Genomic DNA, 24,321 nt, shown 5'->3' on the forward strand with positions numbered 1-24,321 from the left:
CGTCGGACCAACATCAGAGTGGCACGAAGGAGCCGCCGAGCCAACGGTGCGGACAGGAACCGGAAAGCGGTTACGGCCGTACGATCCCCGCTGCCCGGGCGGCCACCAGCCACTTCGGGAACTCGCCCACGAGCCGGTCGTACAGCTCCGCGTCCGTCGTCTTCGCCGGATCCGAACCGGCGTGGAAGAACCCGGCGTTGTCGACCGCCCGCTTCCCCGGCACGGGCAGTTCGTCGAGCCGCCGCAGGAAGTCGAACTGCTTGCTGCTTCGGTCGCCGAAGCCGACGAACTGCCAGAACAGCGGCAGCTTCGACGCCTTGCACAGATAGCGTTCCGCGGCGAGCTTGTTGACGGGGCCGCCGTCGGTCTGGAAGACGACGAGCGCCGGGTACGTCGAGCCGCTGTCGAGGTAGTGGTCGATGACGGCGTCCATGGCGAGGTGGTAGCTGGTCCTGCCCATGTGTCCGAGCCCGGCCACGATGCGGTCCACCCGCCCCCGGTGGTCGGCGAGGGCGATGTCGGTGACGGCGTCGACGTCGGTGGAGAAGAAGACCACCGGCACCCGGCCGTCGTCGTCGAGGTGCGCGGACAGCCCCAACACCCGGTCGGCGAGCGCCTGCACGCTGCCGTCCTGGTAGTACGGCTTCATCGACCCCGAGTAGTCGACGACGAGATAGACGGCGGCACGCTGCCCGTCGAGGCCGTGCTTGACGAGGGAAACCCCGGCGCTCTTGTACAGATCGACCAGCGCTGGGGCCGTCTCCTGCACCTTGGTGAGACTGATCGCGACCATGGCGCACAGCCTCCCACAGCCACCTGGTTCGCCCTTTTGTTCATTCGGCTACGTATGAGTATGGAATGACAAGGAACGCGACATTCCGGCCTTAAAGTGTGCGGCATGAAACGTGCCGCCGCCCTGGTCTGCGCCGCCGTAGCGTCGACGGTGTACCTCCTCGCCCCCGCACAGCCCGCCCAGCCGGCGCCCGCCGTCCTGGTCACCCCGCCGGGCCTCGCCGCCCCGGCGCAGAAGGAACTCGCCCAGCAGATCGTGGCCACCGCCGAGAACGGCACCCTCAACTGGCGCGCCGCATACGGCTATGTCGAGGACATCGGCGACGGCCAGGGCTACACGGCGGGCCTGATCGGCTTCTGCACCGGCACCCACGACCTGCTCACCCTCGTCGAGGACTACACCCGGGCGCATCCGGGCAACGCCCTCGCCCGCTACCTCCCGGCGCTGCGCCGGGTCGACGGCACCGCCTCGCACGCCGGTCTGGACCCGGGGTTCCCGGCGGCCTGGCGGGCGGAGTCGACGGTGCCCGCCTTCCGCGCGGCCCAGGACGCCGAGCGCGACCGCGTCTACTTCGACCCGGCGGTGCACCGCGGCCGGGCGGACGGCCTGGGCGCGCTGGGCCAGTTCATCTACTACGACGCGCTGGTCTTCCACGGCCCCGGCACGGGCCCGACCAGCTTCGACGGCATCCGCGCCCGTGCGATGCAGCAGGCCCGCACCCCCGCGCAGGGCGGCGACGAGGCCGCCTACCTCAACGCCTTCCTCGACGCCCGCCGCCGCGCCATGCTGACCCGGCACCCCGGCATCGACACCTCCCGCGTCGACACGACCCAACGCCGCTTCCTCCACGAGGGCAACCTGGACCTGCGTCCGCCCCTGCAGTGGCAGGTGTACGGGGAGACCTACCGGGTGCCCTGACTCGGGACATGCGACGGCGCCTGCCCGGTCGTCCGGTCGGGGACTGTTGGGCAGGCGCCGTCTGTGTTCCGTACGCCTTTGTACGGGACGTATGGGAGGCCTCGGGCCGTCAGACCATCAGCGAGCGGTCCGTCGGGCGGATCGGGGCCGGCAGTTCGCTCACGCCGGTCAGGAACCGGTCGACGCCGCGGGCGGCCGAGCGGCCCTCCGCGATCGCCCACACGATGAGGGACTGGCCGCGGCCCGCGTCACCCGCGACATACACGCCGGGGACGTTGGTCTGGAAGTCGGCGTCGCGGGCGACGTTGCCGCGCTCGTCGAGCTCCAGGCCGAACTGCTCGACCAGGCCGTTCTCGCGGTCGGTGCCGGTGAAGCCCATGGCGAGGGTGACCAGCTGGGCGGGGATCTTGCGCTCCGTGCCCGGCTTCGGGGTCAGCCTGCCGTCGATGAACTCGACCTCGGTGAGGTGCAGCCACTGGACGTTGCCGTCCTCGTCGCCCTCGAAGTGGGTGGTGGAGACGGAGTAGACCCGCTCACCGCCCTCCTCGTGCGCCGAGGTGACCTTGTACAGCATCGGGAAGGTCGGCCACGGCTGGCCGGCGCTGCGCTCCTCGCCCGGGCGGGGCATGATCTCCAGCTGCGTGACGGAGGCCGCGCCCTGACGGTGGGCGGTGCCCACGCAGTCCGCGCCGGTGTCGCCGCCGCCGATGACCACGACGTGCTTGCCCTCGGCCGAGACGGGCGAGACCACGTAGTCGCCCTCCTGGACCTTGTTGGACAGCGGCAGGTACTCCATGGCCTGGTAGACGCCCTTGAGCTCGCGCCCCGGCACCGGCAGGTCACGGGCGGTCGTCGCGCCGGCGGCGATGACGATCGCGTCGTACCGCTTCTTCAGGTCGGTCGCCTTGAGGTCGCGGCCGATCTCGATGCCGGTGCGGAAGCGGGTGCCCTCCGCGCGCATCTGCTCGATGCGGCGGTTGATGTGGCGCTTCTCCATCTTGAACTCGGGGATGCCGTACCGCAGGAGACCACCGATGCGGTCCGCGCGCTCGTAGACGGCGACGGTGTGGCCGGCCCGGGTCAGCTGCTGGGCGGCGGCCAGGCCCGCCGGGCCCGAGCCGATGACCGCGACGGTCTTGCCGGACAGCCGCTCGGGAGCCTGCGGGGCGACGTCACCGGTCTCCCACGCCTTGTCGATGATCGAGACCTCGACGTTCTTGATGGTGACGGCCGGCTGGTTGATGCCCAGCACACACGCCGACTCGCACGGGGCGGGGCACAGACGGCCCGTGAACTCCGGGAAGTTGTTCGTGGCGTGCAGGCGCTCGGAGGCCGCCGTCCAGTCCTCGCGGTAGGCGAAGTCGTTCCACTCGGGGATCAGGTTCCCGAGCGGACAGCCGTTGTGGCAGAACGGGATGCCGCAGTCCATGCACCGGCTGGCCTGCTTGCCGATGATCGGCAGCAGCGAACCGGGGACGTAGACCTCGTTCCAGTCCTTCAGACGCACGTCGACGGGACGGGACTTGGCGACCTCACGGCCGTGGTTCAAAAAGCCCTTCGGGTCAGCCATTGGTCGCCGCCTCCATCATCTTCTCGGTGATCTCGGACTCGGAGAGTCCCGCTCGCTCGGCGGCGTCCTTGGCGGCGAGCACTGCCTTGTACGTGCTGGGGATGATCTTGGTGAAGCGTTCCGCGGACGCGTCCCAGTCGGCGAGCAGCTTCTCGGCGACCGTCGAGCCGGTCTCCTCGGCGTGGCGGCGCACCACGTCGTGCAGCCACTGCTTGTCGCTGTCGTCCAGCGTCTCGACGGCGTCCAGGTTGCCGATGTTGACGTTGTCGCGGTTCAGGTCGATCACGTAGGCGATGCCGCCGGACATGCCGGCCGCGAAGTTGCGGCCCGTCTCGCCGAGGACCACCGCGTGACCGCCGGTCATGTACTCGCAGCCGTGGTCGCCCACGCCCTCGGAGACGACCGTCGCGCCGGAGTTGCGGACGCAGAACCGCTCACCGGTGCGGCCGCGCAGGAACAGCTCGCCGCCGGTCGCGCCGTAGGCGATGGTGTTGCCCGCGATCGTCGAGTACTCGGCGAGGTGGTCGGCGCCCCGGTCCGGGCGGACGATGACGCGGCCGCCGGAGAGGCCCTTGCCGACGTAGTCGTTGGCGTCGCCCTCCAGGCGCAGCGTGACACCGCGCGGGAGGAAGGCGCCGAAGGACTGGCCCGCGGAGCCGGTGAAGGTGATGTCGATGGTGTCCTCGGGCAGGCCCGCACCGCCGAACTTCTTCGTGACCTCGTGGCCGAGCATGGTGCCGACCGTGCGGTTGATGTTGCGGATGGAGACCTGGGCGCGCACCGGCTGGGCGTCGGTCGCCGAGTCCGCGGCCAGGGCGTCGGCGGCGAGCTTGATCAGCTCGTTGTCGAGCGCCTTCTCCAGGCCGTGGTCCTGCTCGATGACCTGGTGCAGCGCCGCGCCCTCGGGCAGGGCGGGCACGTGGAACAGCGGGGCCAGGTTCAGGCCCTGCGCCTTCCAGTGGTCGACGGCGCGCTCGACGTCGAGGACCTCGGCGTGGCCGACGGCCTCCTCGATCGAGCGGAAGCCCAGCTCGGCGAGGAGCTCGCGGACCTCTTCGGCGATGAACCTGAAGAAGTTCACGACGTATTCGGCCTTGCCCGCGAAGCGGTCGCGCAGCACCGGGTTCTGCGTGGCGATGCCGACCGGGCAGGTGTCGAGGTGGCAGACGCGCATCATGACGCAGCCGGAGACCACGAGCGGCGCGGTCGCGAAACCGAACTCCTCGGCGCCGAGCAGCGCGGCGATGATCACGTCGCGGCCGGTCTTCAGCTGACCGTCAGTCTGGACGACAATGCGGTCACGCAGGCCGTTGAGCAGCAGGGTCTGCTGGGTCTCGGCGAGGCCGAGCTCCCAGGGGCCGCCCGCGTGCTTCAGCGAGGTCAGCGGCGAGGCGCCCGTGCCGCCGTCGTGGCCGGAGATCAGCACGACGTCCGCGTGGGCCTTCGACACACCCGCGGCGACCGTGCCGACGCCGACCTCGGAGACCAGCTTCACGTGAATCCGCGCCTGCGGGTTCGCGTTCTTCAGGTCGTGGATCAGCTGGGCCAGGTCCTCGATGGAGTAGATGTCGTGGTGCGGCGGCGGGGAGATCAGACCGACACCCGGGGTGGAGTGACGGGTCTTGGCGACCCACGGGTAGACCTTGTGGCCGGGCAGCTGGCCGCCCTCGCCGGGCTTGGCGCCCTGGGCCATCTTGATCTGGATGTCGTCCGCGTTGACCAGGTACTCGCTCGTCACACCGAAGCGGCCGGAGGCGACCTGCTTGATGGCGGAGCGGCGCGCCGGGTCGTACAGCCGGTCCGCGTCCTCGCCACCCTCGCCGGTGTTGGACTTGCCGCCCAGCTGGTTCATGGCGATGGCGAGGGTCTCGTGCGCCTCCAGGGAGATGGAGCCGTACGACATGGCGCCGGTGGAGAACCGCTTGACGATCTCGGAGACCGGCTCGACCTCGTCGATCGAGATCGGCGCGCGGCCGGACTTGAAGCCGAAGAGTCCGCGCAGCGTCATCAGGCGCTCGGACTGCTCGTTCACGCGGTCCGTGTACTTCTTGAAGATGTCGTAGCGGGCCGTGCGCGTCGAGTGCTGGAGGCGGAAGACCGTCTCCGGGTCGAACAGGTGCGGCTCGCCCTCGCGGCGCCACTGGTACTCGCCGCCTATCTCCAGGGCGCGGTGGGCCGGCGCGATGCCGGACGCCGGGTAGGCCTTGGCGTGGCGGGCGGCGACCTCCTTGGCGACGACGTCGATGCCGACGCCGCCGATCTTGGTGGCCGTGCCGTTGAAGTACTTCTCGACGAAGGCGTCGTCGAGACCGACGGCCTCGAAGACCTGGGCGCCGCGGTAGGAGGCGACGGTCGAGATGCCCATCTTGGACATGACCTTCAGGACGCCCTTGCCGAGCGCGTAGATCAGGTTGCGGATCGCCTGCTCGGGCTCCATGCCGTCGAGGAAGGTGCCGGCGCGCAGCAGGTCCTCGACCGACTCCATCGCCAGGTACGGGTTGACGGCGGCGGCGCCGAACCCGATCAGCAGGGCGACGTGGTGGACCTCGCGAACGTCTCCGGCCTCGACCAGCAGGCCCACCTGGGTGCGCTGCTTGGTGCGGATGAGGTGGTGGTGGACGGCCGAGGTGAGCAGCAGCGACGGGATCGGCGCGTGCTCGGCGTCCGAGTGGCGGTCGGAGAGGACGATGAGGCGGGCGCCGTTGTCTATGGCGGCGTCGGCCTCGGCGCAGATCTCCTCGATGCGCGCGGCGAGGGCGTCGCCGCCGCCGTGCACCCGGTACAGGCCGGAGAGGGTCGCGGCCTTGAAGCCGGGCATGTCGCCGTCGGCGTTGATGTGGATGAGCTTGGCCAGCTCGTCGTTGTCGATCACCGGGAACGGCAGGGTGACAGTGCGGCAGGACGCGGCGCTCGGTTCGAGCAGGTTGCCCTGCGGGCCGAGGGAGGAGCGCAGCGAGGTGACCAGTTCCTCGCGGATGGCGTCCAGTGGAGGGTTGGTGACCTGCGCGAACAGCTGGGTGAAGTAGTCGAAGAGGAGCCGCGGGCGCGCGGAGAGCGCGGCGATCGGCGAGTCGGTGCCCATCGAACCGATCGGCTCGGCGGCGGCCTTGGCCATCGGCGCGAGCAGGACGCGCAGCTCTTCCTCGGTGTAGCCGAAGGTCTGCTGGCGGCGGGTGACCGAGGCGTGCGTGTGCACGATGTGCTCACGCTCGGGCAGGTCGACGAGCTCGATCTCGCCGGCCTCGAGCCACTCGGCGTAGGGCTTCTCGGCGGCGAGGTTCGCCTTGATCTCGTCGTCCTCGATGATGCGGTGCTCGGCGGTGTCGACGAGGAACATCTTGCCGGGCTGGAGGCGGCCCTTGCGGACGACCTTGGCGGGGTCGATGTCGAGGACGCCGACCTCGGAGCCGAGGACGACGAGGCCGTCGTCGGTGACCCAGTAGCGGCCGGGACGCAGGCCGTTGCGGTCGAGGACGGCGCCGACCTGGGTGCCGTCGGTGAAGGTGACGCAGGCCGGGCCGTCCCAGGGCTCCATCATCGTGGCGTGGAACTCGTAGAAGGCGCGCCGGGCCGGGTCCATGGAGTCGTGGTTCTCCCACGCCTCCGGGATCATCATCAGCACGGAGTGCGGCAGTGAACGGCCGCCGAGGTGGAGCAGTTCGAGCACCTCGTCGAAGGACGCCGAGTCGGAGGCGTCCGGTGTACACACCGGGAAGATCCGCTCGATGGACTTCTCGTCCTGTCCGCTGTGCCCATGGTCGGCGGAGCCGAACAGGTCCGAGACCAGCTGCGACTCGCGGGCGCGCATCCAGTTGCGGTTGCCCTTGACGGTGTTGATCTCACCGTTGTGCGCGACGAAGCGGTACGGGTGCGCGAGCGGCCACGACGGGAAGGTGTTCGTGGAGAAGCGCGAGTGGACGAGCGACACGGCCGAGGCGAAGCGGCGGTCGGACAGGTCCGGGAAGAAGGGTTCGAGCTGGCCGGTGGTCAGCATGCCCTTGTAGACGATCGTCCGCGCGGACAGCGAGGGGAAGTAGACGCCGGCCTCGCGCTCGGCGCGCTTGCGCAGCACGAACGCCTTGCGGTCGAGGTCGATGCCCTGGGAGGCGCCGTCGGTCACGAAGACCTGGCGGAAGGCGGGCATCGTGGAGCGGGCGGTGGCGCCGAGGAGCTCGGGGGCGACCGGGACCTCGCGCCAGCCGAGGACGGTGAGGCCCTCGTCGTCGGCGATCGTCTCGATCTGCGAGACGGCGTCCTGCAAGCCGTCCTCGGGGAGGAAGGCGATACCGACGGCGTAGCCGCCGGCCTCGGGCAGCTCGAAACCGGCCACCTCGCGGAAGAAGGCGTCGGGGACCTGGGTGAGGATGCCCGCGCCGTCGCCGGAGTCCGGCTCGGAGCCGGTGGCGCCGCGGTGTTCGAGGTTGCGCAGAACGGTGAGCGCCTGCTCGACCAGCGTGTGGCTCGCCTCGCCGGTGAGGTTGGCCACGAAGCCGACGCCACAGGCGTCGTGCTCGTTGCGGGGGTCGTACATACCCTGCGCAGCAGGGCGAGCATCCATGAAGGACCAGTTCTGGCCATTCGCGGAATGCTGGGACGGCTGGCGCGGCGTACGCATCGGCTCTCCCGTCGTCGTCTCAAGTGGCATATATGGCGTGCGAAGGGACGACGTTGGCCCTCTGCGTGAGCGCAAAATTTCGTGCAGGTTACATGATGGAGCGGTTCTCGGGAACCGGATACTCCGTTCCAACATGCGGACGCCACGAGCTCGCGAAAGGGGGTCTCGCGCACGTGGCTGAAAGTTATATGGGGACCGGACGGGACGAGATCGATCAGATCGGTGTCCGTCGGTCCGAAGGGCGGGGAGAGCGGCGTCGTCCACCCCGCAAGTGCGCCGCAGGCGTCATTGCCCACAGCGCTTACGGCTCATGCCCGCTGGTTAAGCATCCGAAACCAGTCAGTAACGGCTACTTATACGGCCCATCGCATATGTAGCAGCCGATCTATCCTACGGCCGTTCCGAACAAAGTGCCCAGGGCGTACGTCACACCGGCCGCCGCGCCTCCGAGCGCGAGCTGTCGCAGTCCGCTGAACCACCAGGTCCGCGCGGTCACCCGGGCCACCACGGCGCCGCAGCCGAACAGCCCGAACAGCGCCAGCAGCACGGCCGGCCACATCGAGGCGGCCCCCAGCAGATACGGCAGGACGGGCAGCAGCGCGCCGAGCGCGAACGCCCCGAAGCTCGACACGGCGGCGACCAGCGGCGAGGGCAGATCCGAGGGATCGATGCCCAGCTCCTCACGGGCGTGTATCTCCAGGGCCTGCTCGGGATCGCGCGAGAGCTGCTGCGCGACCTGCCGGGCCAGCTCGGGCTCGACGCCCCGGGACTCGTACAGCGCGGCGAGCTCGGCCTCCTCGTCCTGCGGGTGCTTCCTCAGCTCCCTGCGCTCCACATCGAGCTCGGCCTCGACGAGCTCACGCTGCGAGGCGACGGAGGTGTACTCGCCGGCGGCCATCGAGAAGGCGCCTGCGGCGAGACCGGCAAGCCCGGTGATGACGATGGTCTGCTGCCCGACGGACCCGCCGGCGACACCGGTCATCAGCGCGAGGTTGGAGACCAGGCCGTCCATCGCCCCGAACACGGCGGGCCGCAGCCAGCCACCGTTGACGTCCCGGTGCGTGTGGTTGTCGCGGTGCGCCTCGTGCAGCGTGGCTTCGGTCTCGATGATGGCCATGAAGATCCCCCAGATAGCTAAGGCAAAGCTAACTTTAGACAAGTTCCAATCTCTGACAACGCCAAAGATACGCGCCCACATTCCCGCCCGCCAGCAAGGCGAGGATGCCCTAACCTGCACCTTTACCCTCGGTCGCTCATTCGATCGGAAGGCCGCCCATATGTCGACCGGGTGACATGAGGAGGTTTCAGGCTCAGGTCAACCGCCGATGGTGGGACACATCCGCAAAGGGTTCCGCGCCCGTGCGGGCCCCCGAAGGAGAGGCCGTGCATGGCATCGATCCGTGAACGGGCCCGCGGCGCCCTGCTCGGCCTCGCCGTGGGAGACGCCCTCGGCGCACCCGCCGAGAACATGAAGCCCTCCGAGATCCGCGCCCGCTGGGGCCGCATCACGGGCTACGTCAGCGAGAGGCCGGCCGGCACGGACGACACGGAGTACGCGATCTTCTCCGGCCTGCTCCTCGCCCGCCACGGCTCCGCGCTCACCCCGGCCCATGTGGAGGCGGCCTGGCATCAGTGGATCGCCGACCGCGACGAGGGCCCCTTCCGCGGCGCCGGCTTCAGCGAACGCGGCACCCTGGAGAACCTCCGCCGAGGCCTCGCGGCGCCCATCTCGGCACAGCACCGGCACGCCTGGAGCGACGGTCTGGCGATGCGCGCGGCCCCCTTCGGCGTCTTCGCCGCGGGCCGCCCGGCCGAAGCGGCCCGTCTGGTCGCGATCGACGGCGCGGTCAGCCACGACGGCGAGGGCATCTACGGCGGCCAGGCGGTCGCGGCGGGCGTGGCGGCGGCGATGGCCGGAGCGCCGGCGATCGCGGTCGTGGCCTCGGCGCTGGCGGTGATCCCCGAGGACTCCTGGACGGCCCGTTCCCTGCGCCGGGCGGTGACGGTGGCCCACCGGGGCGAACGGGCGGTCCGCTCCGCCGTCGTCATCGGCGGCTACCCCTGGACCGACCTGGCCCCCGAAGCCGTCGCCCTCGCCTTCGGCGCCTACGCGGCAGCCGACGGCGACTTCCGCGAGGCCGTCCTCACCGCCGTGAACATGGGCCGCGACGCCGACACGACGGCGGCGGTCGCCGGGGCGCTGGCCGGCGCGACCCAGGGCGCCTCGGCGATCCCCCCGCAGTGGGCGGCCGCCATCGGCCCGGCCCGGGGCAGCTGCCTGCCCTCGATGGCCGGCCACCACGTCCTGGACGTGGCGGAGCTGCTGGTACCCGAAGAGGGCGGCAAATGGGGCGAGGGCATGATCGCCGAGGACCTCGTCCCGACCCTCATCACCCTGCCGACCACCGACACGACGGAGGCACGACGGTGAAACCACCGGCCCCATGGGACGAGGGAACGGCCTCGGCGACGACGACGCTCCCGAACACCCCCGCAGCCGCCGACGGCGCGAAGGCCCCCGAGGGGCCACCCGCACCCGACGACGAACGTCCCACGGCCGGTGCAGGTGCGAGCAACAGGGCCGAAGGCGCAGCCGAGGCCGTTTCGGCCCGAACCCGCCCGCACCGAGTAGAAGGCCTCCTGCTCGGCCTGGCCGCGGGCGACGCCGCCGGCTGGCCCGCCGCCCGCCACCGAGCCGCCCGCATGCCCGAGTGGACACGCCGCCTCACCCGAGAACTCGACACCTTCGCCGAACACAACGCCACCACCACCCTCCCCGTCCCCATCGCCCTCAACCAACCCCCCGAACCCCTGCGTCTGGGCCCCTCCGACGACGCCGAGTGGGCGGCGTTCGCCGCCGAGGCGGTCCTGCGGGCGGGCGACGACACCGTTCTCGGCGACCTCAGCCGGGAACGCCGGATGCGCGCCGCCATCGACCTCGCCTGGAACGCGATCGCCAGTGAGGTCGCGGCGGCGGCCGACCGCGCGCCCGAGGTCGAATCCGCCGTCCTCCCGCTGCGCGCCCGCATCTCCGTCCGCGCCGGCCTCGGCAACCTCGCCGCCGGACTGCGCCCGCCCGCCACCGGCCACGACAACCCCCACTACTTCGACGACGCGGCCTGCGTACGCGCCTGCGTCCTCGCGGTGGCCCACCCCGGCGACCCCGAACTCGCCGCCGACCTCGCCGAGTTCGACGCCCGCTACACCCAGGACGGCGACGGCGTGCACGGCGCCCGCGCGATGGCGGCGGCCCTGGCACTGGCCCTCGTCGGCGCGGACCCCGCCGCCTGCGTCACCGCGGCCCTCGCCGAACTCCCCGACCACACCGAGATCGGCCGCAACGCCCGCCACGCGCTCAAGCTGGCCCACGACGCCGTCAGCGCCTTCGCGCTCATCCCCCTCCTGGAACACCAGATCGTGGACCACGTCTACAGCTACGGCATCGCGGCGGCGGAGACGGTCCCGGTGGCTTTGGCGCTGGTGACGGCGGCCGGCGGCCGTATCGCCGAAGCGGTGCCGGCGGCGGCCTGCCTCTCCCGGGTCGCGGACTCGGCCCCGGCCCTCGCGGGCGCGCTGACGGGCGCGTTGGGCGGCGGCCCCGCGATCCCGGCCGCGTGGCGCGACAGCTGCCGCACCCTCTCCGGCTGCGTACTCCCCCGTCTCACCGGCACCGACCTGGTGGAACTCGCCGAACTCCTGGAAGCCGCACAACCGGCCCCACCAGGAGGATGATTCGGGGCATGAAGCCCAAAGCGCGAGAAAGCACCACAGCGCAAGAAGGCGCCGACGCACAGGACGGCAACGGCGCGACCCTGGAAGAACGCATCACCGGCGCCCTCGTGGGAGCCGCCGTCGGCGACGCCCTCGGCGGGCCCGTCGAGGGCTACTCCCCCGACCAGATCCTTCAGCGCCACGGCGGCCGCGTCCACGGCGTCGTCGGCCCCTGGAACGGCGACGACTGGCGCACCGCCCGCCCGATCGCCCCGTACCACAAGGGCGACGGCCACGTCACCGACGACACCTTGATGACGCACGCGCTGATCAGGGTCTACGCCACGGTCCGCGACCACCTGGACGCCTACGCGATCGCCGACCACCTGGTGCCGGACCTGATGACGAACCCCCGCTGGATCCCGGAACTGGAAACCGAGGCCCTCCCCCTGCACCGTCTCTTCCTGGCGGAGAAGTGGCTCGTCACGCGGCTGCACTACGCCCATGCCGACCCCCGTGAGGCCGGCGTCGGCAACATCGTCAACTGCGGTGCGGCGATGTACATGGCCCCGGTGGGCCTGGTCAACGCGGCCGACCCGGCGGGCGCGTACGCCGAGGCGCTGGACATCGCGGGCGCCCACCAGTCGTCGTACGGACGGGAGGCGGCGGGGGTCTTCGCGGCGGCGGTGGCGGCGGCCTGCGCACCGGACGCCGCCCCGGACTCGGTGGTCGCGGCCTGCCTGTCGCTGGCGAGGGACGGCACGCGTGCGGCGATCGAGAAGGTCTGCGAAGAGGCGGCCCGGCACACCGACTTCGAGTCCGCGCTGGCCCCGCTGCGGCAGGCGGTGACGCCGTACGACACGGTGGGCCCCGACTACCGGCGGCCCTCGCTGGGCGCCCGCCGTCCGTCCCGTCTGCACGCGATCGAGGAACTCCCCGTCGCCCTGGGCATGTTGCTGGTGGCGGGCGGCGACTACCGGCAGGCGGTGCTGGGCTCGGTGAACTACGGCCGCGACTGCGACTCCATCGCGACGATGGCGGGAGCGGTGGCGGGCGCCCTGGGCTCGCCGGTCCCGGACGAGTGGTCGAAGCAGGTCGCCGAGGCCAGCCGCCTCGACCTCCGGCAGCCGGCGGCGACGCTCACCGAGGTCGCCCGGGAGATCTTCGACCGCGACACGCGCCGTCACCGCGCCCACGAGCAGGCGTTCGCCGCCCTCGGAGGACCGCGATGCTCCGACTGACCTGGATCCAGCCGGAGGACCTCGTCGGCCACGAACTGCGCCAGGCCGCCCAGGACGGCCGGGAGCCGTGGGCGATCGCCGCCCGCTGGAAGGCGGCGGGAGGCTGCGAGGCCCCGCCCCGGGCGGGCGCCTCGCCGGGGCGCGCCTCGCGCTATCTGCGGCTGCTCGCGGAAGACCTCCTGGACGAACTCGCGGACCTGCCCAGCCGGTTGAGGGACGACGAGCCGACGGATCTGGAGAAGATCAGGGTCCTGTGCCCCCGGTGGCCGGTCCGGCCGGCCGGTGCGCGCCCCGCGGCCCCCACCCGGGCTCGGCTGGAAGCGGCCTGGCTGGGCCGGGCCGTCGGCTGCCTCCTCGGCAAACCCGTCGAGAAGCTCCCCCTGGACGCCATCCGCGCCCTCGCCCGCTCCACCGGCAACTGGCCCCTCACCGGCTACTTCACGGCCCGCGGAGTCCCCCGGGACCTGCTCGAAGCCCACCCCTGGAACCGCCGCTCGGCCCTCACCTCCCTCGCCGAGAACATCGACGGGATGCCCGAGGACGACGACCTCAACTACCCCCTCCTCAACCTCCTCCTGCTCCAGCGCCACGGCAGCGACTTCACCACCACGGACGTGGCCCGGCTCTGGCTGGACGAACTCCCCGCCGGCCGCGCCTTCACCGCCGAACGCGTCGCCCTGCGCAACCTCCTGACCGGCATCGAACCCCCGCACACCGCCCGTCACCGCAACCCCTTCCGCGAGTGGATCGGCGCCCTCATCCGCGCCGACGTCCACGGCTGGACCAACCCCGGCGACCCGGCCGGCGCAGCCGAGCAGGCCCACCGCGACGCCACCCTCACCCACACCGCCAACGGCGTCTACGCGGCGATGTTCACGGCGGCCGTCATCGCCACGGCAGCGACCGGCGACCACGACGTCCACGCCTGCCTGCGCACCGGGCTGACCGTCGTCCCGCCCCGCTCGCGCCTCGCCCGGGCCGTCACCCACGCAATCCAACTGGCGCAGGAACACGCCGACTTCGACACCGTCGTGGACGAACTCCACACCACCCACAAGGCGCACCACTGGGTCCACGCGATCCCCAACACCGCCCTGATCGCCGCCGCCCTCACCCACGCCGACGGCGACTTCAGCGCCTCCGTCTGCCGCGCCGTGTCCGGCGGCCTGGACACCGATTCCAACGGCGCGACGGCCGGCAGCGTCGCCGCCCTCCTCGCCGGCGACCCGGCCGCCCTCCCCGACCGCTGGACGGCCCCCCTCAAAAACCGCCTGGCCACCTCCGTCGCCGGCCTCGACGGCGTCGGCTTCGACCACCTGGCCCACCTGACCTGGTCCCTCACCCACCGGGAGGCTTCCCGCCCATGACCGACATCGTCGTGCTCGGCAGCACGAACATGGACCTCGTCGCCTATGTCGAGAAACCCCCGCAGCGCGGGGAGACCGTGACGGGACGGGAGTTCCGTACGATCCCCGGCGGCAAGGGCGCCAACCAGGCGATCGCCGCGGCCCACGCGGGCGCCACCGTCTCGATGATCGGCGCGGTCGGCAACGACTCCTTCGGCGCCCGTCTGCGCTCCACCCTGGAACACTCCGGCGTGAACACCGACCACCTGCGTACCGTCGAGTCCCCCTCCGGCACCGCGCACATCGTCGTGGACGACGAGGGCGGCAACGCGATCGTCGTCGTCCCCGGCGCGAACGGCACCGTCGACCACCTCGTCCCCGGCGACGAAGTCCTCATCTCCTCCGCCGACGCCCTCCTGCTCCAGCTCGAAGTCCCGCTGGCGGCGGTCGTCGCGGGCGCCCGGGCAGCCCGCGCCCACGGCGTCCGGACGATCCTCACCCCGGCCCCCGCGCAACCTCTCCCGCCCGAACTCCTCGCCGCCACCGACCTGTTGGTCCCCAACGAGCACGAGGCCACCGCCCTCACCGGCCGCACCGACCCGCGGGAGGCGGCCACCGCCCTGCTGGACAGCGTCCCGCAGGTGGTCGTCACCCTGGGCTCGGCCGGCAGCCTCTACGCGGCCCGCGGCGCCGAACCCCTCACCGTGCCCGCCCCGCACGTCGCCGCCGTCGACTCCACCGGCGCGGGCGACACGTTCGTCGGCGCCCTGGCCGTGGCCCTCGGCGAGGAACGCCCCGTACGGGAGGCCCTGGCCTGGGCCGCCGCCGCGGCCGCCCTCTCGGTCCAGCGGCCAGGCGCTTCCGCATCGATGCCGTACCGCTCCGAGATCGACAAGCAGTACGCCTCATGACCGCGACGACCCCTCCCCTGCACGGGCTTCGCGTCCTCGATCTCGCCACCCTCTTCGCCGGCCCGCTCGCCGCGACCATGCTCGGCGACTTCGGCGCGGAGGTCATCAAGGTCGAGCACCCCGCCCAGCCGGACCCCTCCCGGGGCCACGGCCCGTCCAAGAACGGGGTGGGCCTGTGGTGGAAGCTCCTCGGCCGCAACAAACGCACGATCACCCTGAACCTCTCCCGGCCCGGCGGGCGCGCCACCCTCCTGCGCCTCGCCGCCACCGCCGACGTGATCATCGAGAACTTCCGTCCCGGCACCCTGGAGAAGTGGGACCTCGGCTGGGAGGACCTGTCGGCGGCCAACCCCCGCCTGGTCCTCACCCGGGTCACCGCCTTCGGCCAGTTCGGCCCCTACGCACACCGCCCCGGCTTCGGCACCCTCGCCGAGGCGATGAGCGGCTTCGCCGCGATCACGGGCGAACCGGACGCCTCCCCGACCCTGCCGCCCTTCGGCCTGGCCGACTCCATCGCGGGCCTGGCCACCGCCTACGCCGTCATGACGGCCCTCGCCGCCCGCGAGCGCACCGGCGAGGGCCAGGTCGTCGACATGGCGATCATCGAACCCATCCTCACCGTCCTCGGCCCCCAGCCCCTCTGGTACGACCAGCTGGGCTACGTCCAGGCCCGCACCGGCAACCGGTCCGCCAACAACGCCCCGCGCAACACCTACCGAACCGCCGACGGAGACTGGGTCGCCGTCTCGACGTCCGCCCAGTCGGTCGCGGAACGGGTGCTGCGCCTGGTCGGCCGGCCCGACCTGATCGACGAGCCCTGGTTCGCGACGGGCGCCGGCCGGGCCGCCCACGCCGACGTCCTCGACGAAGCGGTCGGCGCCTGGATCGCCGCCCGCACCCGCACCGACGTCCTCGCCGCGTTCGAGAAGGCGGAGGCGGCCATCGCCCCGATCCAGGACGTACGGGACGTGATGACGGACCCCCAGTACCAGGCCCTCGGCACGATCACCGCGGTCGACGACCCGGAGCTGGGCCGGATCCGCATGCAGAACGTCCTGTTCCGGCTCTCCTCCACCCCCGGCGCGATCCGCTGGACCGGCCGCCCGCACGGCGCCGACACGGAGACGGTGCTGACCGAGCTCGGCCTGACCCCGACCGAGCTGAAGGCCCTCCGCGAAGAGGGCGCACTATGACGAGCTCCCCGACGACACCCCCGCTGACCTGGTTGTACGCCCCCGGCGACCGTCCGCAGACCGTCACCAAGGCGCTCGCCTGCGGCGCCGACGTCGTCATCATCGACCTGGAGGACGCGGTCGCCCCGGACCGCAAGGAGTACGCCCGCACGGCCACCGCCGAACGCCTGTCCGAGCCCCAGCCGGTTCCGGTCCATGTCCGGGTGAACGCCCTGGACAGCCCCTTCGCCGCGGCGGACCTCCGCAGCGTGGCCGCCCTCCCCGGGGTCGCCGGCCTGCGCCTGCCGAAGGTGACGTCCCCGCACCAGATCACCCGGGTCGCCGAGACCGTGCCCCGGGCCGACCGTGGAGCCACCCCCCTCCACGCCCTCCTGGAAACAGCCCTCGGCATCGAACACGCCTACGCCATCGCCCGCGCCCACCCCTCCCTGCGCGGCATCGCCCTCGGCGAGGCGGACCTGCGCGCCGACCTGGGCCTGCGCGACGACGCGGGCCTCGACTGGTGCCGCTCCCGTGTCGTCGTCGCCGCCCGGGCCGCGGGCCTGGCGTCCCCGCCCCAGTCGGTGCACCCCGACATCCGCGACCTGGAGGGCCTGGCCACCACCTGCGCCCACGGCCGCACCCTCGGCTTCCTGGGCCGCGCCGCCATCCACCCCCGCCAGCTCCCGATCATCGAACGGGCCTATCTGCCCACCGAACGGGAACTGGAAGAGGCCGAGACGATCGTCAAGGCCGCGGCCCGGGAGCAGGGCGCCCAGGCCCTCCCGGACGGCCGCTTCATCGACGCGGCGGTGGTGGCGACGGCACAGCGCACCCTGTCACTGGCCCCCCGCAAGGGCTGAACCCTCGCCCACCGCCCACACACACGACGAGGGCGCCCGGCAAACCCGGGCGCCCTCGTCGTGTCGTACGGTCAGCCGTCAGCTCTTCTTGCCGGCCGACTCGGCCTCGTCCTTGACCTCGGTCTTCACGTCGGCCTTCACTTCGGTCTTCACCTCGGCAGGCTCCGCCTCGGCCTTGGCCGCGCCCTTCGCTCCGGCGTCGGCCTTGTCCTTCGCCGGGGCCTTCTCCTCGACCTTGGCGTCGGCGCTTTCGTCGACCTCGGTCTCGGACTCTTCCTTGCCCTCCGCCTTGGCCTTGGCCTTGGCCTCGCCCTTGTCCGTGCCCTCGTCCGCGTCCCCGGTCTTGTCCTCGTCCTCGGAGACCTCACCGGCCTCACCTCCGGAGGCGCCCTCGGAGACACCCGGCTCGACGACCGCCTCGCGGCCCGGCCGCTTCTTCGCCGAGATCACGATGTACGTCACCGCGAGCACGAACACGACCATCGCGGTCCAGTCGTTCAGCCGCAGGCCCAGGATGTGGTGGGCGTCGTCGACGCGCATGTACTCGATCCACGCCCGGCCCACGCAGTACGCGGCGACGTACAGCGCGAAGGCCCGGCCGTGCCCCAGCTTGAAGCGGCGGTCGACCCACAGGACGAGAAGGGCGACGCCGATGCACCACAGCGACTCGTACAGGAACGTCGGGTGGTAGTACCCGGGCACCCGGCCGTCGGCGGAGGACGTGATGTGCAGCGCCCAGGGGAGGTCGGTCGCCTTGCCGTACAGCTCCTGGTTGAACCAGTTGCCCCAGCGGCCGATCGCCTGCGCGAGGGCGATACCGGGCGCGATGGCGTCGGCGTACGCGGGCAGGGCGATGCCCCGGCGGCGACAGCCGATCCACGCGCCGACCGCTCCGAGCGAGATCGCGCCCCAGATGCCGAGGCCGCCCTCCCAGACCTTGAAGGCGTCCACCCAGTCACGGCCCTCGCTGAAGTACAGCTCGTAGTCCGTGATCACGTGGTAGAGCCGGCCTCCGACCAGCCCGAAGGGCACCGCCCAGACGGCGATGTCGGCCACCGTGCCGGCCCGCCCGCCCCGGGCGACCCAGCGCCTGTTGCCGAGCCAGACCGCGACGAAGACGCCGATGATGATGCAGAACGCGTAGCCGCGCAGCGGAATGGGGCCGAGGTACAGCACCCCGTGCGACGGGCTGGGAATGTAGGCAATTTCCATGGCAAGGTCGACGCTACCGTGCCGGACCGGGCCGACGGCAGGCAGCCCGGCAACGGCTCCATAACGGGCAGGTGTGAAAGGGCCTTACCCCTTGTCACCCTTTGTCGGCCTCCTCCACCATCTGCTTCAGCTTCGCCGGTGTCATCGACTGGTCCGCGTAGATGTTCTTCCCGTTGAACAGGACGGTCGGGGTGCCGCCGAAGTGACCGCTCTGGAAGGCCTGGTTGGACTTCACGACCCAGCTGTTGTGCGTGCCGTCCTCGACGCAGGTGCGAAACGCCGGCGTGTCCAGGCCGTCGACCTTGCCGGCGAGCTCGATGAGCTTGGCGTTCTTGGCATAGGCGTCGTTCGTCTCCTCCGGCTGGTTCTCGTACAGCACGTCGTGGTAGACGGGGAACTTTCCGGCGTCCTGGGCGCAGGCCGCCGCGTTCACCGCGTTGCGGGAGCCACTGCCGCCCAGGTTGCCGTCGATGAGGGTGGCCAGGTGGTACTCGACCTTGAGTTTCCCGGCCTGCGTCAGCTCGTGGATCGTCGGGCGGTACGCCGCCTCGAAGGCCTTGCAGGCCGGGCAGCGGAAGTCCTCCCACACGGTGAGCGTGGACCGGGCGCCGTCCTTGCCGACCGGGATCGCCAGCGCGTCCTGGCCCTGGGCACCCGACGGCGCCACGACCGGGCCCGCCTTGTCACTGCTGTTGTCCTTGCCGGAGTTCGCGGCGACGACGCCGATCACCGCCGCCAGACCCAGCACACAGACCACGCTCGCGCCGACGATCAGTGTGCGCCGCCGCCGCTCGGCGGCCTTCTGCTTCTCGCGCTCCGCCGCCAGCCGTTCCCGGGCGTTGCGCTTTCCGTCACGGTTCTTCTCGCTCACACCCCCAGAACGAACCGGGGAGGCGCATTGCGCCTCCCCGACCCCAGGTCCACCCGTTCGGGTGAGCGAACCTTTTGTCACACCTGTCGGCGCACGCCCTTCGCCAGCTCGCCCGCGAGCGCGCGGACGGCCTCGACGCCGGCCGCGTCGTCCGGCGCGTCCAGCATCCGCTTGACGAAGGCCGAGCCGACGATCACGCCGTCGGCGAAGCCGGCCACCTCGGCGGCCTGCGCGGCGTCGGACACGCCGAGGCCGACGCAGACGGGCAGGTCGGTGCCGGTGGCCCGGGTCCGCTCGACCAGGTCCTGGGCCTGCGCGCCCACCGACTCCCGGGTGCCGGTGACGCCCATCAGCGAGGCCGCGTAGACGAAGCCGCTGCCCGCCTCGGTGATCTGGGCGAGCCGCGCGTCCTTGCTGCTCGGCGCCACGACGAAGACCGTCGCGAGACCGTGCTTGTCGGCGTGCTCCCTCCACAGCGCCGACTCCTGCACGGGCAGGTCGGGCAGGATGCAGCCCGCGCCGCCCGCCTCGGCCAGCTCGGCGGTGAACCGCTCGACGCCGTAGCGGTCGATCGGGTTCCAGTACGTCATGACGAGGACCGGCTTCCCGGTCGCCGCGAAGACCTCGCGGACCGTGCGCATGACGTCCGCGATCCGCACCCCGCCCCGCAGGGCGATGTCGTCGGCGGTCTGGATGACCGGTCCGTCGAGGACGGGGTCACTGTGCGGCAGACCCACCTCGATGACGTCCGCGCCGCCGTCGAGGACGGCCTTGATCGCCTCGATGCCGCCGTCCACGGTCGGGAACCCGGCCGGGAGGTAGGCGATGAGCGCGGCGCGGCCCTCGGCCTTGGCGCCGGCGAGGGTGTCGGACAGCAGCTGGCCCTTCGTGCTGTTCAATGCGGCCCCGCTCACTTGGCGTCCCCCTCGATCTCCGCGGTGTCGGCCGCGTCGGCGGCGACCTCGGCGTCCACGCCGTTGTCGTACAGCCCGAAGTAGCGGGCTGCGGTGTCCATGTCCTTGTCGCCGCGGCCGGACAGGTTGACGATGATCAGCCCGTCCTTGCCGAGTTCCCTGCCGACCTCCAGGGCGCCGGCCAGCGCGTGCGCGCTCTCGATGGCCGGGATGATGCCCTCGGTGCGCGACAGCAGACGCAGCGCCTGCATGGCCGCGTCGTCGGTGACCGCGCGGTACTCGCCGCGCCCGCTGTCCTTGAGGTAGGAGTGCTCGGGGCCGATGCCCGGATAGTCCAGGCCCGCCGAGATGGAGTACGGCTCGGTGATCTGGCCCTCGTCGTCCTGGAGGACGTAGGAGCGGGAGCCGTGCAGGATGCCGGGCTCGCCCGCGGTCAGGGTCGCCGCGTGCTCGCCGGTCTCGAGGCCGTGGCCGGCCGGCTCGCAGCCGATGAGGCGGACGGAGGCGTCCGGGATGAAGGCGTGGAAGAGGCCGATGGCGTTGGAGCCGCCGCCGACACAGGCGACGGCCGCGTCGGGCAGCCGTCCGGCGCGCTCCAGGAGCTGGCGGCGGGCCTCGACGCCGATGACGCGGTGGAAGTCGCGGACCATCGCCGGGAAGGGGTGCGGTCCTGCGACCGTGCCGAACAGATAGTGGGTGCGGTCGACGTTGGCGACCCAGTCCCTGAACGCCTCGTTGATGGCGTCCTTCAGCGTGCGGCTGCCGGACTTCACGGCCACGACCTCGGCGCCCAGCATGCGCATCCGGGCCACGTTGAGGGCCTGGCGCCGGGTGTCGATCTCGCCCATGTAGATCGTGCACTCGAGACCGAAGAGGGCGCAGGCGGTGGCCGTGGCCACGCCGTGCTGGCCGGCGCCGGTCTCGGCGATCACGCGTGTCTTGCCCATGCGCTTGGTGAGCAGCGCCTGGCCGAGCACGTTGTTGATCTTGTGGGAGCCGGTGTGGTTGAGGTCCTCGCGCTTGAGGAACATCCGGGCGCCGCCCCCTTCCGCGGCGAAACGGGGGACCTCGGTGAGCGCGGAGGGGCGACCCGTGTAGTTGACGAGCAGGTCGTCGAGTTCGCGGGCGAACTCGGGGTCGTGCTTGGCCTTGTCGTACTCGACGGCCACCTCGTCCACGGCGGCGACGAGGGCCTCCGGGATGAACTTGCCGCCGAACGCACCGAAGTAGCCTTCGGCGCTGGGGACTTGACCCTCGGGGTCGGGAATGAAGAACTCGCTGGGCATGCGGAAACCTCACGGTGAGTTTGTGGAAAAACACTGATCGCCGTGGGGGCGGAGCTTGTTGGACGACCTCAGGCCGAGTGTGGCCGGTCGTGCCCGTGCGGCGGCAGCCGCAGATCAAACAGAGCCCCGCGCCCCTGAGGGGCGCGCTGCCATCGCATGCCGTTCACTTGCCCCGGTTCGTCTCCGATGACGTACCGCACCCTGCGGCCGTGCACCCGCCTTGCGGGCGCGCGGCAACCACGGGGGCGGCAGCCGCGCGCGAGGCGGGCGTACCGGTCCGTGATCGGCAGGGTGGTCGTCGGAGTCATCGTGGGTCAGCCTACCGGCCGGTCAGCCGCGGCCGTGGCGCAGTGCGGGGTGTTCGCCCGCTGCCACCAGGTCGGCGACCGCCGTCTTGGGGTCGCGGCCCGTCACCAGGGACTCGCCGACCAGGACCGCGTCGGCGCCGGCGTTGGCGTACGCGATGAGGTCGTGCGGGCCCCGGACGCCGGACTCGGCGACCTTGACGATGTGGGCCGGGATCTCGGGGGCGACACGGTCGAAGGTGCCGCGGTCCACCTCGAGGGTCTTCAGGTTGCGCGCGTTGACGCCGATCACCTTGGCGCCCGCGTCGACGGCGCGCTCCACCTCGTCCTCGTCGTGGACCTCGACGAGCGGGGTGAGGCCGATGGAGACGGCGCGCTCGATGAGCGACTCCAGGGCGGACTGCTCCAGGGCGGCCACGATCAGCAGCGCGAGGTCGGCGCCGTGCGCGCGGGCCTCCCACAGCTGGTACGAGGTGACGATGAAGTCCTTGCGCAGCACGGGGATGTCCACGCGCGCGCGTACCGCTTCGAGGTCGGCCAACGAGCCGCCGAAACGGCGCTGTTCGGTGAGGACGGAGATGACGGCCGCGCCGCCCGCCTCGTAGTCGGCGGCCAGGCCGGCCGGGTCGGCGATGGCGGCCAGCGCGCCCTTGGAGGGGCTGGAGCGCTTGACCTCGCAGATGACCTTGACGCCGTCGCCGCGGAGGGCGGCGACGCCGTCCTTGGCGGCCGGGGCCTTCGCCGCGCGCTCCTTGAGCTCGTCGAGGCTGACGCGCGCCTGCCGCTCCGCGAGGTCGGCACGGACTCCGTCGATGATCTCGTCGAGGACACTCACGCGAGCGGCCTCCTTCCGGCAAGCGGTGGAAAACGATGGTCACTGTGATGGTATCCGGAGGAAGGCGAAGGCCTCACATCCGGCAGACGGCGGTCCCAGTACCTGGACGTTCGCCGGTCGATCCCCGGTCGATCCCGGATCGATCCCCGGTTGATCAAGGATGCAGCCAGCCGCCGAACGGCAGGTTCCGGACAACCGTGAAGATCAGCAGCGTCGCGCCCAGCGCCCAGAGCCGCACCGGGGTGAGGTCGACGCGCAGGGGGCGTCCGCGGGCCGCGCGGGTCACCCAGACGGTCCACAGCACCGCGAAGCCCAGATAGGCGGCGACGGCCGGCGCGTTGTCCTGGAGGGCGGCCTGGAAGTCCCCGTGCGCGAAGGCGTGCGCGCTGCGCAGGCCGCCGCAGCCGGGGCAGTACAGGCCGGTGTAGCGCAGCAGCGGGCAGGCCGGGTAGTGGCCGGGTTCGTTGGGGTCGACGGTCGCGACGTAGGCGAAGGCGGCGACGACGGCCGCGAGGATCCCGGCGGGCACGGCGAGTCGTGCGGCGGTCGTCGAGGTCACCCTCTGGCTGTCGGCGTTCACGCCTCGCATTGTGCCCCGGCAGGGCGCCGCGCGCGCGTGAGGGGCGGCCGGTTCCGCACCGGCCGCCCCTCACGAAGTCGTACGGGACCTCAGCCCTCGACGCTCGCCGGCTCGCGGGTCGCCGCGACCTGGTGCACCGGGTGCACGTCCTTCGACTGGCCCAGGCCCGCGGCGCGCATCGCCAGGCCGACCACCCCGGAGAGGGCCACGATCGCCATGCCGGCCCAGAACCCGAGCGGCTCGGCCATCACCATGAACGCGCCCGCGACGGTGAAACCGATGATGGCGATGATGACACCGGTCCAGGCGGCCGGGGTGTGTCCGTGGCTGCTGCCCGCCATGACTTGCTCCTCATTGCTGTCTCTGTGTCCGTTCGAGCCGGACGCTCGTGGTCCATTGTCCCGTACGCAGGCGCGCGCCGGACGCGGGGGTGGTATCCGGTCGCGTCTGATTCACCACATCGGGAACCGGGGACGGCGACCTGGTCGGGCCGGTTCAGGCCGGGCCCATGCCGGTGGGGTCCTCGCCGCGGTCCAGGGCCTTCCACATGTCCTCGGGCCGGTCGGGGTCGAGGGCCGCCTGCGCGCGCCGGGGGCGCGGGGCGCCGTCGCGTTCGTAGCGGCCGGACATGGCGGGCCACCGGCGGCCGTAGCGCAGGGCGAGCAGGCCGGCCAGGAGGATCAGGGCGCCGCCCGCGGCCGCCGCGTAGGGCCAGCCGGTGTGGGTGAACGAGGCGACGGTGGCGGAGGTGTCGCCGGACGCCTTCGCCGCCTGCTCGTCGAGTGCGGAGCTGTCGGAGGCGCCGAGCAGGGCGGCGGTCATGATGCCGGCGCCGGAGAGCGCGAGCAGGGCGGAGACCGCGAAGCGGCCGGCCCTGCGGACGGCGAAGACGGCGACGAGCGCGGCGAGGCCCACTATGGCGAGCGCCGCGGGCACGCCCGTGACGTCGCTGCCCTTGGCGGTCAGGGGGAAGGCGCCGCCGGCCACCGTCGCCGTGCCGTGCGACCAGCGCTGCCGGGTCGACAGCAGGGCCACGGCCGCGCCCAGCGCACCGCACAGCAGGGCGAGGGCGAGGCTGCGGCGGCCGGCCCGGGCGGCGGCGTCGGATGCGGAACGGGGGTGAGGAACAGCAGTCACGTACCCCACTATCGCCTGAACCCCGGGCGAACCGTCACCCG

At 72.0% G+C, this 24,321-nt stretch carries 21 protein-coding genes; 8 read left to right on the forward strand and 13 right to left on the reverse strand.

The window, feature by feature from the left end; translation table 11 throughout:
• Nucleotides 1-70: 70 nt before the first annotated feature.
• The gene (locus tag ACZ5SK_RS01445; protein ID WP_334580962.1) at nucleotides 71-793 is read right to left on the reverse strand and encodes a vWA domain-containing protein; all 723 of its coding nucleotides are present in this window, start codon (nucleotides 791-793) and stop codon (nucleotides 71-73) included.
• 105 nt (nucleotides 794-898) lie between these two features.
• Here ACZ5SK_RS01445 and ACZ5SK_RS01450 point away from each other — a divergent pair, with 105 nt between their 5' ends.
• Nucleotides 899-1,711, forward strand: a complete 813-nt coding sequence (locus ACZ5SK_RS01450; RefSeq protein ID WP_334580961.1) for a chitosanase — start codon at nucleotides 899-901, stop codon at nucleotides 1,709-1,711.
• 109 nt (nucleotides 1,712-1,820) lie between these two features.
• Here ACZ5SK_RS01450 and ACZ5SK_RS01455 read toward each other — a convergent pair whose 3' ends face one another.
• The 3 genes from ACZ5SK_RS01455 to ACZ5SK_RS01465 form a co-directional block, all read right to left on the reverse strand.
• Nucleotides 1,821-3,281 carry a glutamate synthase subunit beta gene (locus tag ACZ5SK_RS01455; protein ID WP_334580960.1) on the reverse strand — a complete coding sequence of 487 codons (1,461 nt, stop codon included), beginning with the start codon at nucleotides 3,279-3,281 and terminating at the stop codon, nucleotides 1,821-1,823.
• Nucleotides 3,274-7,896 (reverse strand): glutamate synthase large subunit, encoded by a 4,623-nt coding sequence (gene gltB, locus ACZ5SK_RS01460; RefSeq protein ID WP_361700144.1) that lies wholly within the window; start codon nucleotides 7,894-7,896, stop codon nucleotides 3,274-3,276. Before gltB ends, ACZ5SK_RS01455 begins: the two co-directional genes overlap by 8 nt.
• Nucleotides 7,897-8,281: 385 nt before the next feature.
• Nucleotides 8,282-9,013: a VIT1/CCC1 transporter family protein gene (locus ACZ5SK_RS01465; protein ID WP_334580958.1), complete on the reverse strand. Its 732-nt coding sequence runs from the start codon at nucleotides 9,011-9,013 to the stop codon at nucleotides 8,282-8,284.
• Nucleotides 9,014-9,283: 270 nt separating this feature from the next.
• Here ACZ5SK_RS01465 and ACZ5SK_RS01470 point away from each other — a divergent pair, with 270 nt between their 5' ends.
• The 7 genes from ACZ5SK_RS01470 to ACZ5SK_RS01500 are packed head-to-tail and all read left to right on the forward strand — an operon-like array spanning nucleotide 9,284 to nucleotide 17,140.
• Nucleotides 9,284-10,327 carry an ADP-ribosylglycohydrolase family protein gene (locus tag ACZ5SK_RS01470; RefSeq protein WP_334580956.1) on the forward strand — a complete coding sequence of 348 codons (1,044 nt, stop codon included), beginning with the start codon at nucleotides 9,284-9,286 and terminating at the stop codon, nucleotides 10,325-10,327.
• On the forward strand, nucleotides 10,243-11,628 hold the full coding sequence (locus ACZ5SK_RS01475) for an ADP-ribosylglycohydrolase family protein (protein WP_443041303.1): 1,386 nt from the start codon (nucleotides 10,243-10,245) through the stop codon (nucleotides 11,626-11,628). Before ACZ5SK_RS01470 ends, ACZ5SK_RS01475 begins: the two co-directional genes overlap by 85 nt.
• A gap of 8 nt (nucleotides 11,629-11,636) precedes the next feature.
• Nucleotides 11,637-12,848: an ADP-ribosylglycohydrolase family protein gene (locus ACZ5SK_RS01480; RefSeq protein ID WP_457493613.1), complete on the forward strand. Its 1,212-nt coding sequence runs from the start codon at nucleotides 11,637-11,639 to the stop codon at nucleotides 12,846-12,848.
• On the forward strand, nucleotides 12,836-14,215 hold the full coding sequence (locus ACZ5SK_RS01485) for an ADP-ribosylglycohydrolase family protein (protein ID WP_361700132.1): 1,380 nt from the start codon (nucleotides 12,836-12,838) through the stop codon (nucleotides 14,213-14,215). The genes ACZ5SK_RS01480 and ACZ5SK_RS01485 overlap by 13 nt, the downstream gene beginning before the upstream one ends.
• A complete protein-coding gene (rbsK, locus tag ACZ5SK_RS01490; RefSeq protein ID WP_334580953.1) occupies nucleotides 14,212-15,105 on the forward strand; it encodes a ribokinase in 894 nt (297 codons plus the stop codon). The genes ACZ5SK_RS01485 and rbsK overlap by 4 nt, the downstream gene beginning before the upstream one ends.
• Entirely contained in the window at nucleotides 15,102-16,298 is a 1,197-nt protein-coding gene (locus ACZ5SK_RS01495; RefSeq protein WP_334580952.1) for a CaiB/BaiF CoA transferase family protein, read from the forward strand. Before rbsK ends, ACZ5SK_RS01495 begins: the two co-directional genes overlap by 4 nt.
• Nucleotides 16,295-17,140, forward strand: a complete 846-nt coding sequence (locus tag ACZ5SK_RS01500) for an HpcH/HpaI aldolase/citrate lyase family protein (protein WP_468415199.1) — start codon at nucleotides 16,295-16,297, stop codon at nucleotides 17,138-17,140. Before ACZ5SK_RS01495 ends, ACZ5SK_RS01500 begins: the two co-directional genes overlap by 4 nt.
• A 78-nt stretch (nucleotides 17,141-17,218) precedes the next feature.
• Here the strand turns inward: ACZ5SK_RS01500 and lgt are convergent, their stop codons facing one another.
• From lgt to ACZ5SK_RS01545, 9 genes are all read right to left on the reverse strand, one after another.
• Entirely contained in the window at nucleotides 17,219-18,352 is a 1,134-nt protein-coding gene (gene lgt / locus ACZ5SK_RS01505; RefSeq protein ID WP_457493615.1) for a prolipoprotein diacylglyceryl transferase, read from the reverse strand.
• Between the two features lie 94 nt (nucleotides 18,353-18,446).
• A complete protein-coding gene (locus ACZ5SK_RS01510) occupies nucleotides 18,447-19,223 on the reverse strand; it encodes a DsbA family protein (RefSeq protein WP_468575078.1) in 777 nt (258 codons plus the stop codon).
• A gap of 77 nt (nucleotides 19,224-19,300) precedes the next feature.
• Nucleotides 19,301-20,122 (reverse strand): tryptophan synthase subunit alpha, encoded by an 822-nt coding sequence (gene trpA / locus ACZ5SK_RS01515; RefSeq protein WP_334580948.1) that lies wholly within the window; start codon nucleotides 20,120-20,122, stop codon nucleotides 19,301-19,303.
• A gap of 11 nt (nucleotides 20,123-20,133) precedes the next feature.
• On the reverse strand, nucleotides 20,134-21,423 hold the full coding sequence (trpB, locus tag ACZ5SK_RS01520) for a tryptophan synthase subunit beta (protein ID WP_334580946.1): 1,290 nt from the start codon (nucleotides 21,421-21,423) through the stop codon (nucleotides 20,134-20,136).
• 68 nt (nucleotides 21,424-21,491) lie between these two features.
• Complete coding sequence (gene trpM, locus ACZ5SK_RS01525) at nucleotides 21,492-21,731, reverse strand: tryptophan biosynthesis modulator TrpM (RefSeq protein ID WP_443041302.1); 240 nt, start codon at nucleotides 21,729-21,731, stop codon at nucleotides 21,492-21,494.
• 22 nt (nucleotides 21,732-21,753) lie between these two features.
• Nucleotides 21,754-22,563 (reverse strand): indole-3-glycerol phosphate synthase TrpC, encoded by an 810-nt coding sequence (gene trpC / locus ACZ5SK_RS01530; protein ID WP_334580945.1) that lies wholly within the window; start codon nucleotides 22,561-22,563, stop codon nucleotides 21,754-21,756.
• Between the two features lie 154 nt (nucleotides 22,564-22,717).
• Nucleotides 22,718-23,152 (reverse strand): DUF2752 domain-containing protein, encoded by a 435-nt coding sequence (locus tag ACZ5SK_RS01535; RefSeq protein WP_079662957.1) that lies wholly within the window; start codon nucleotides 23,150-23,152, stop codon nucleotides 22,718-22,720.
• A gap of 80 nt (nucleotides 23,153-23,232) precedes the next feature.
• The gene (locus ACZ5SK_RS01540) at nucleotides 23,233-23,484 is read right to left on the reverse strand and encodes an HGxxPAAW family protein (protein WP_334580943.1); all 252 of its coding nucleotides are present in this window, start codon (nucleotides 23,482-23,484) and stop codon (nucleotides 23,233-23,235) included.
• A 154-nt stretch (nucleotides 23,485-23,638) separates the two neighbouring features.
• A complete protein-coding gene (locus tag ACZ5SK_RS01545; protein WP_334580941.1) occupies nucleotides 23,639-24,289 on the reverse strand; it encodes a TIGR02234 family membrane protein in 651 nt (216 codons plus the stop codon).
• Nucleotides 24,290-24,321: the final 32 nt, after the last annotated feature.

The sequence above is a fragment of the Streptomyces sp. NPDC031474 genome, from assembly GCF_055581185.1.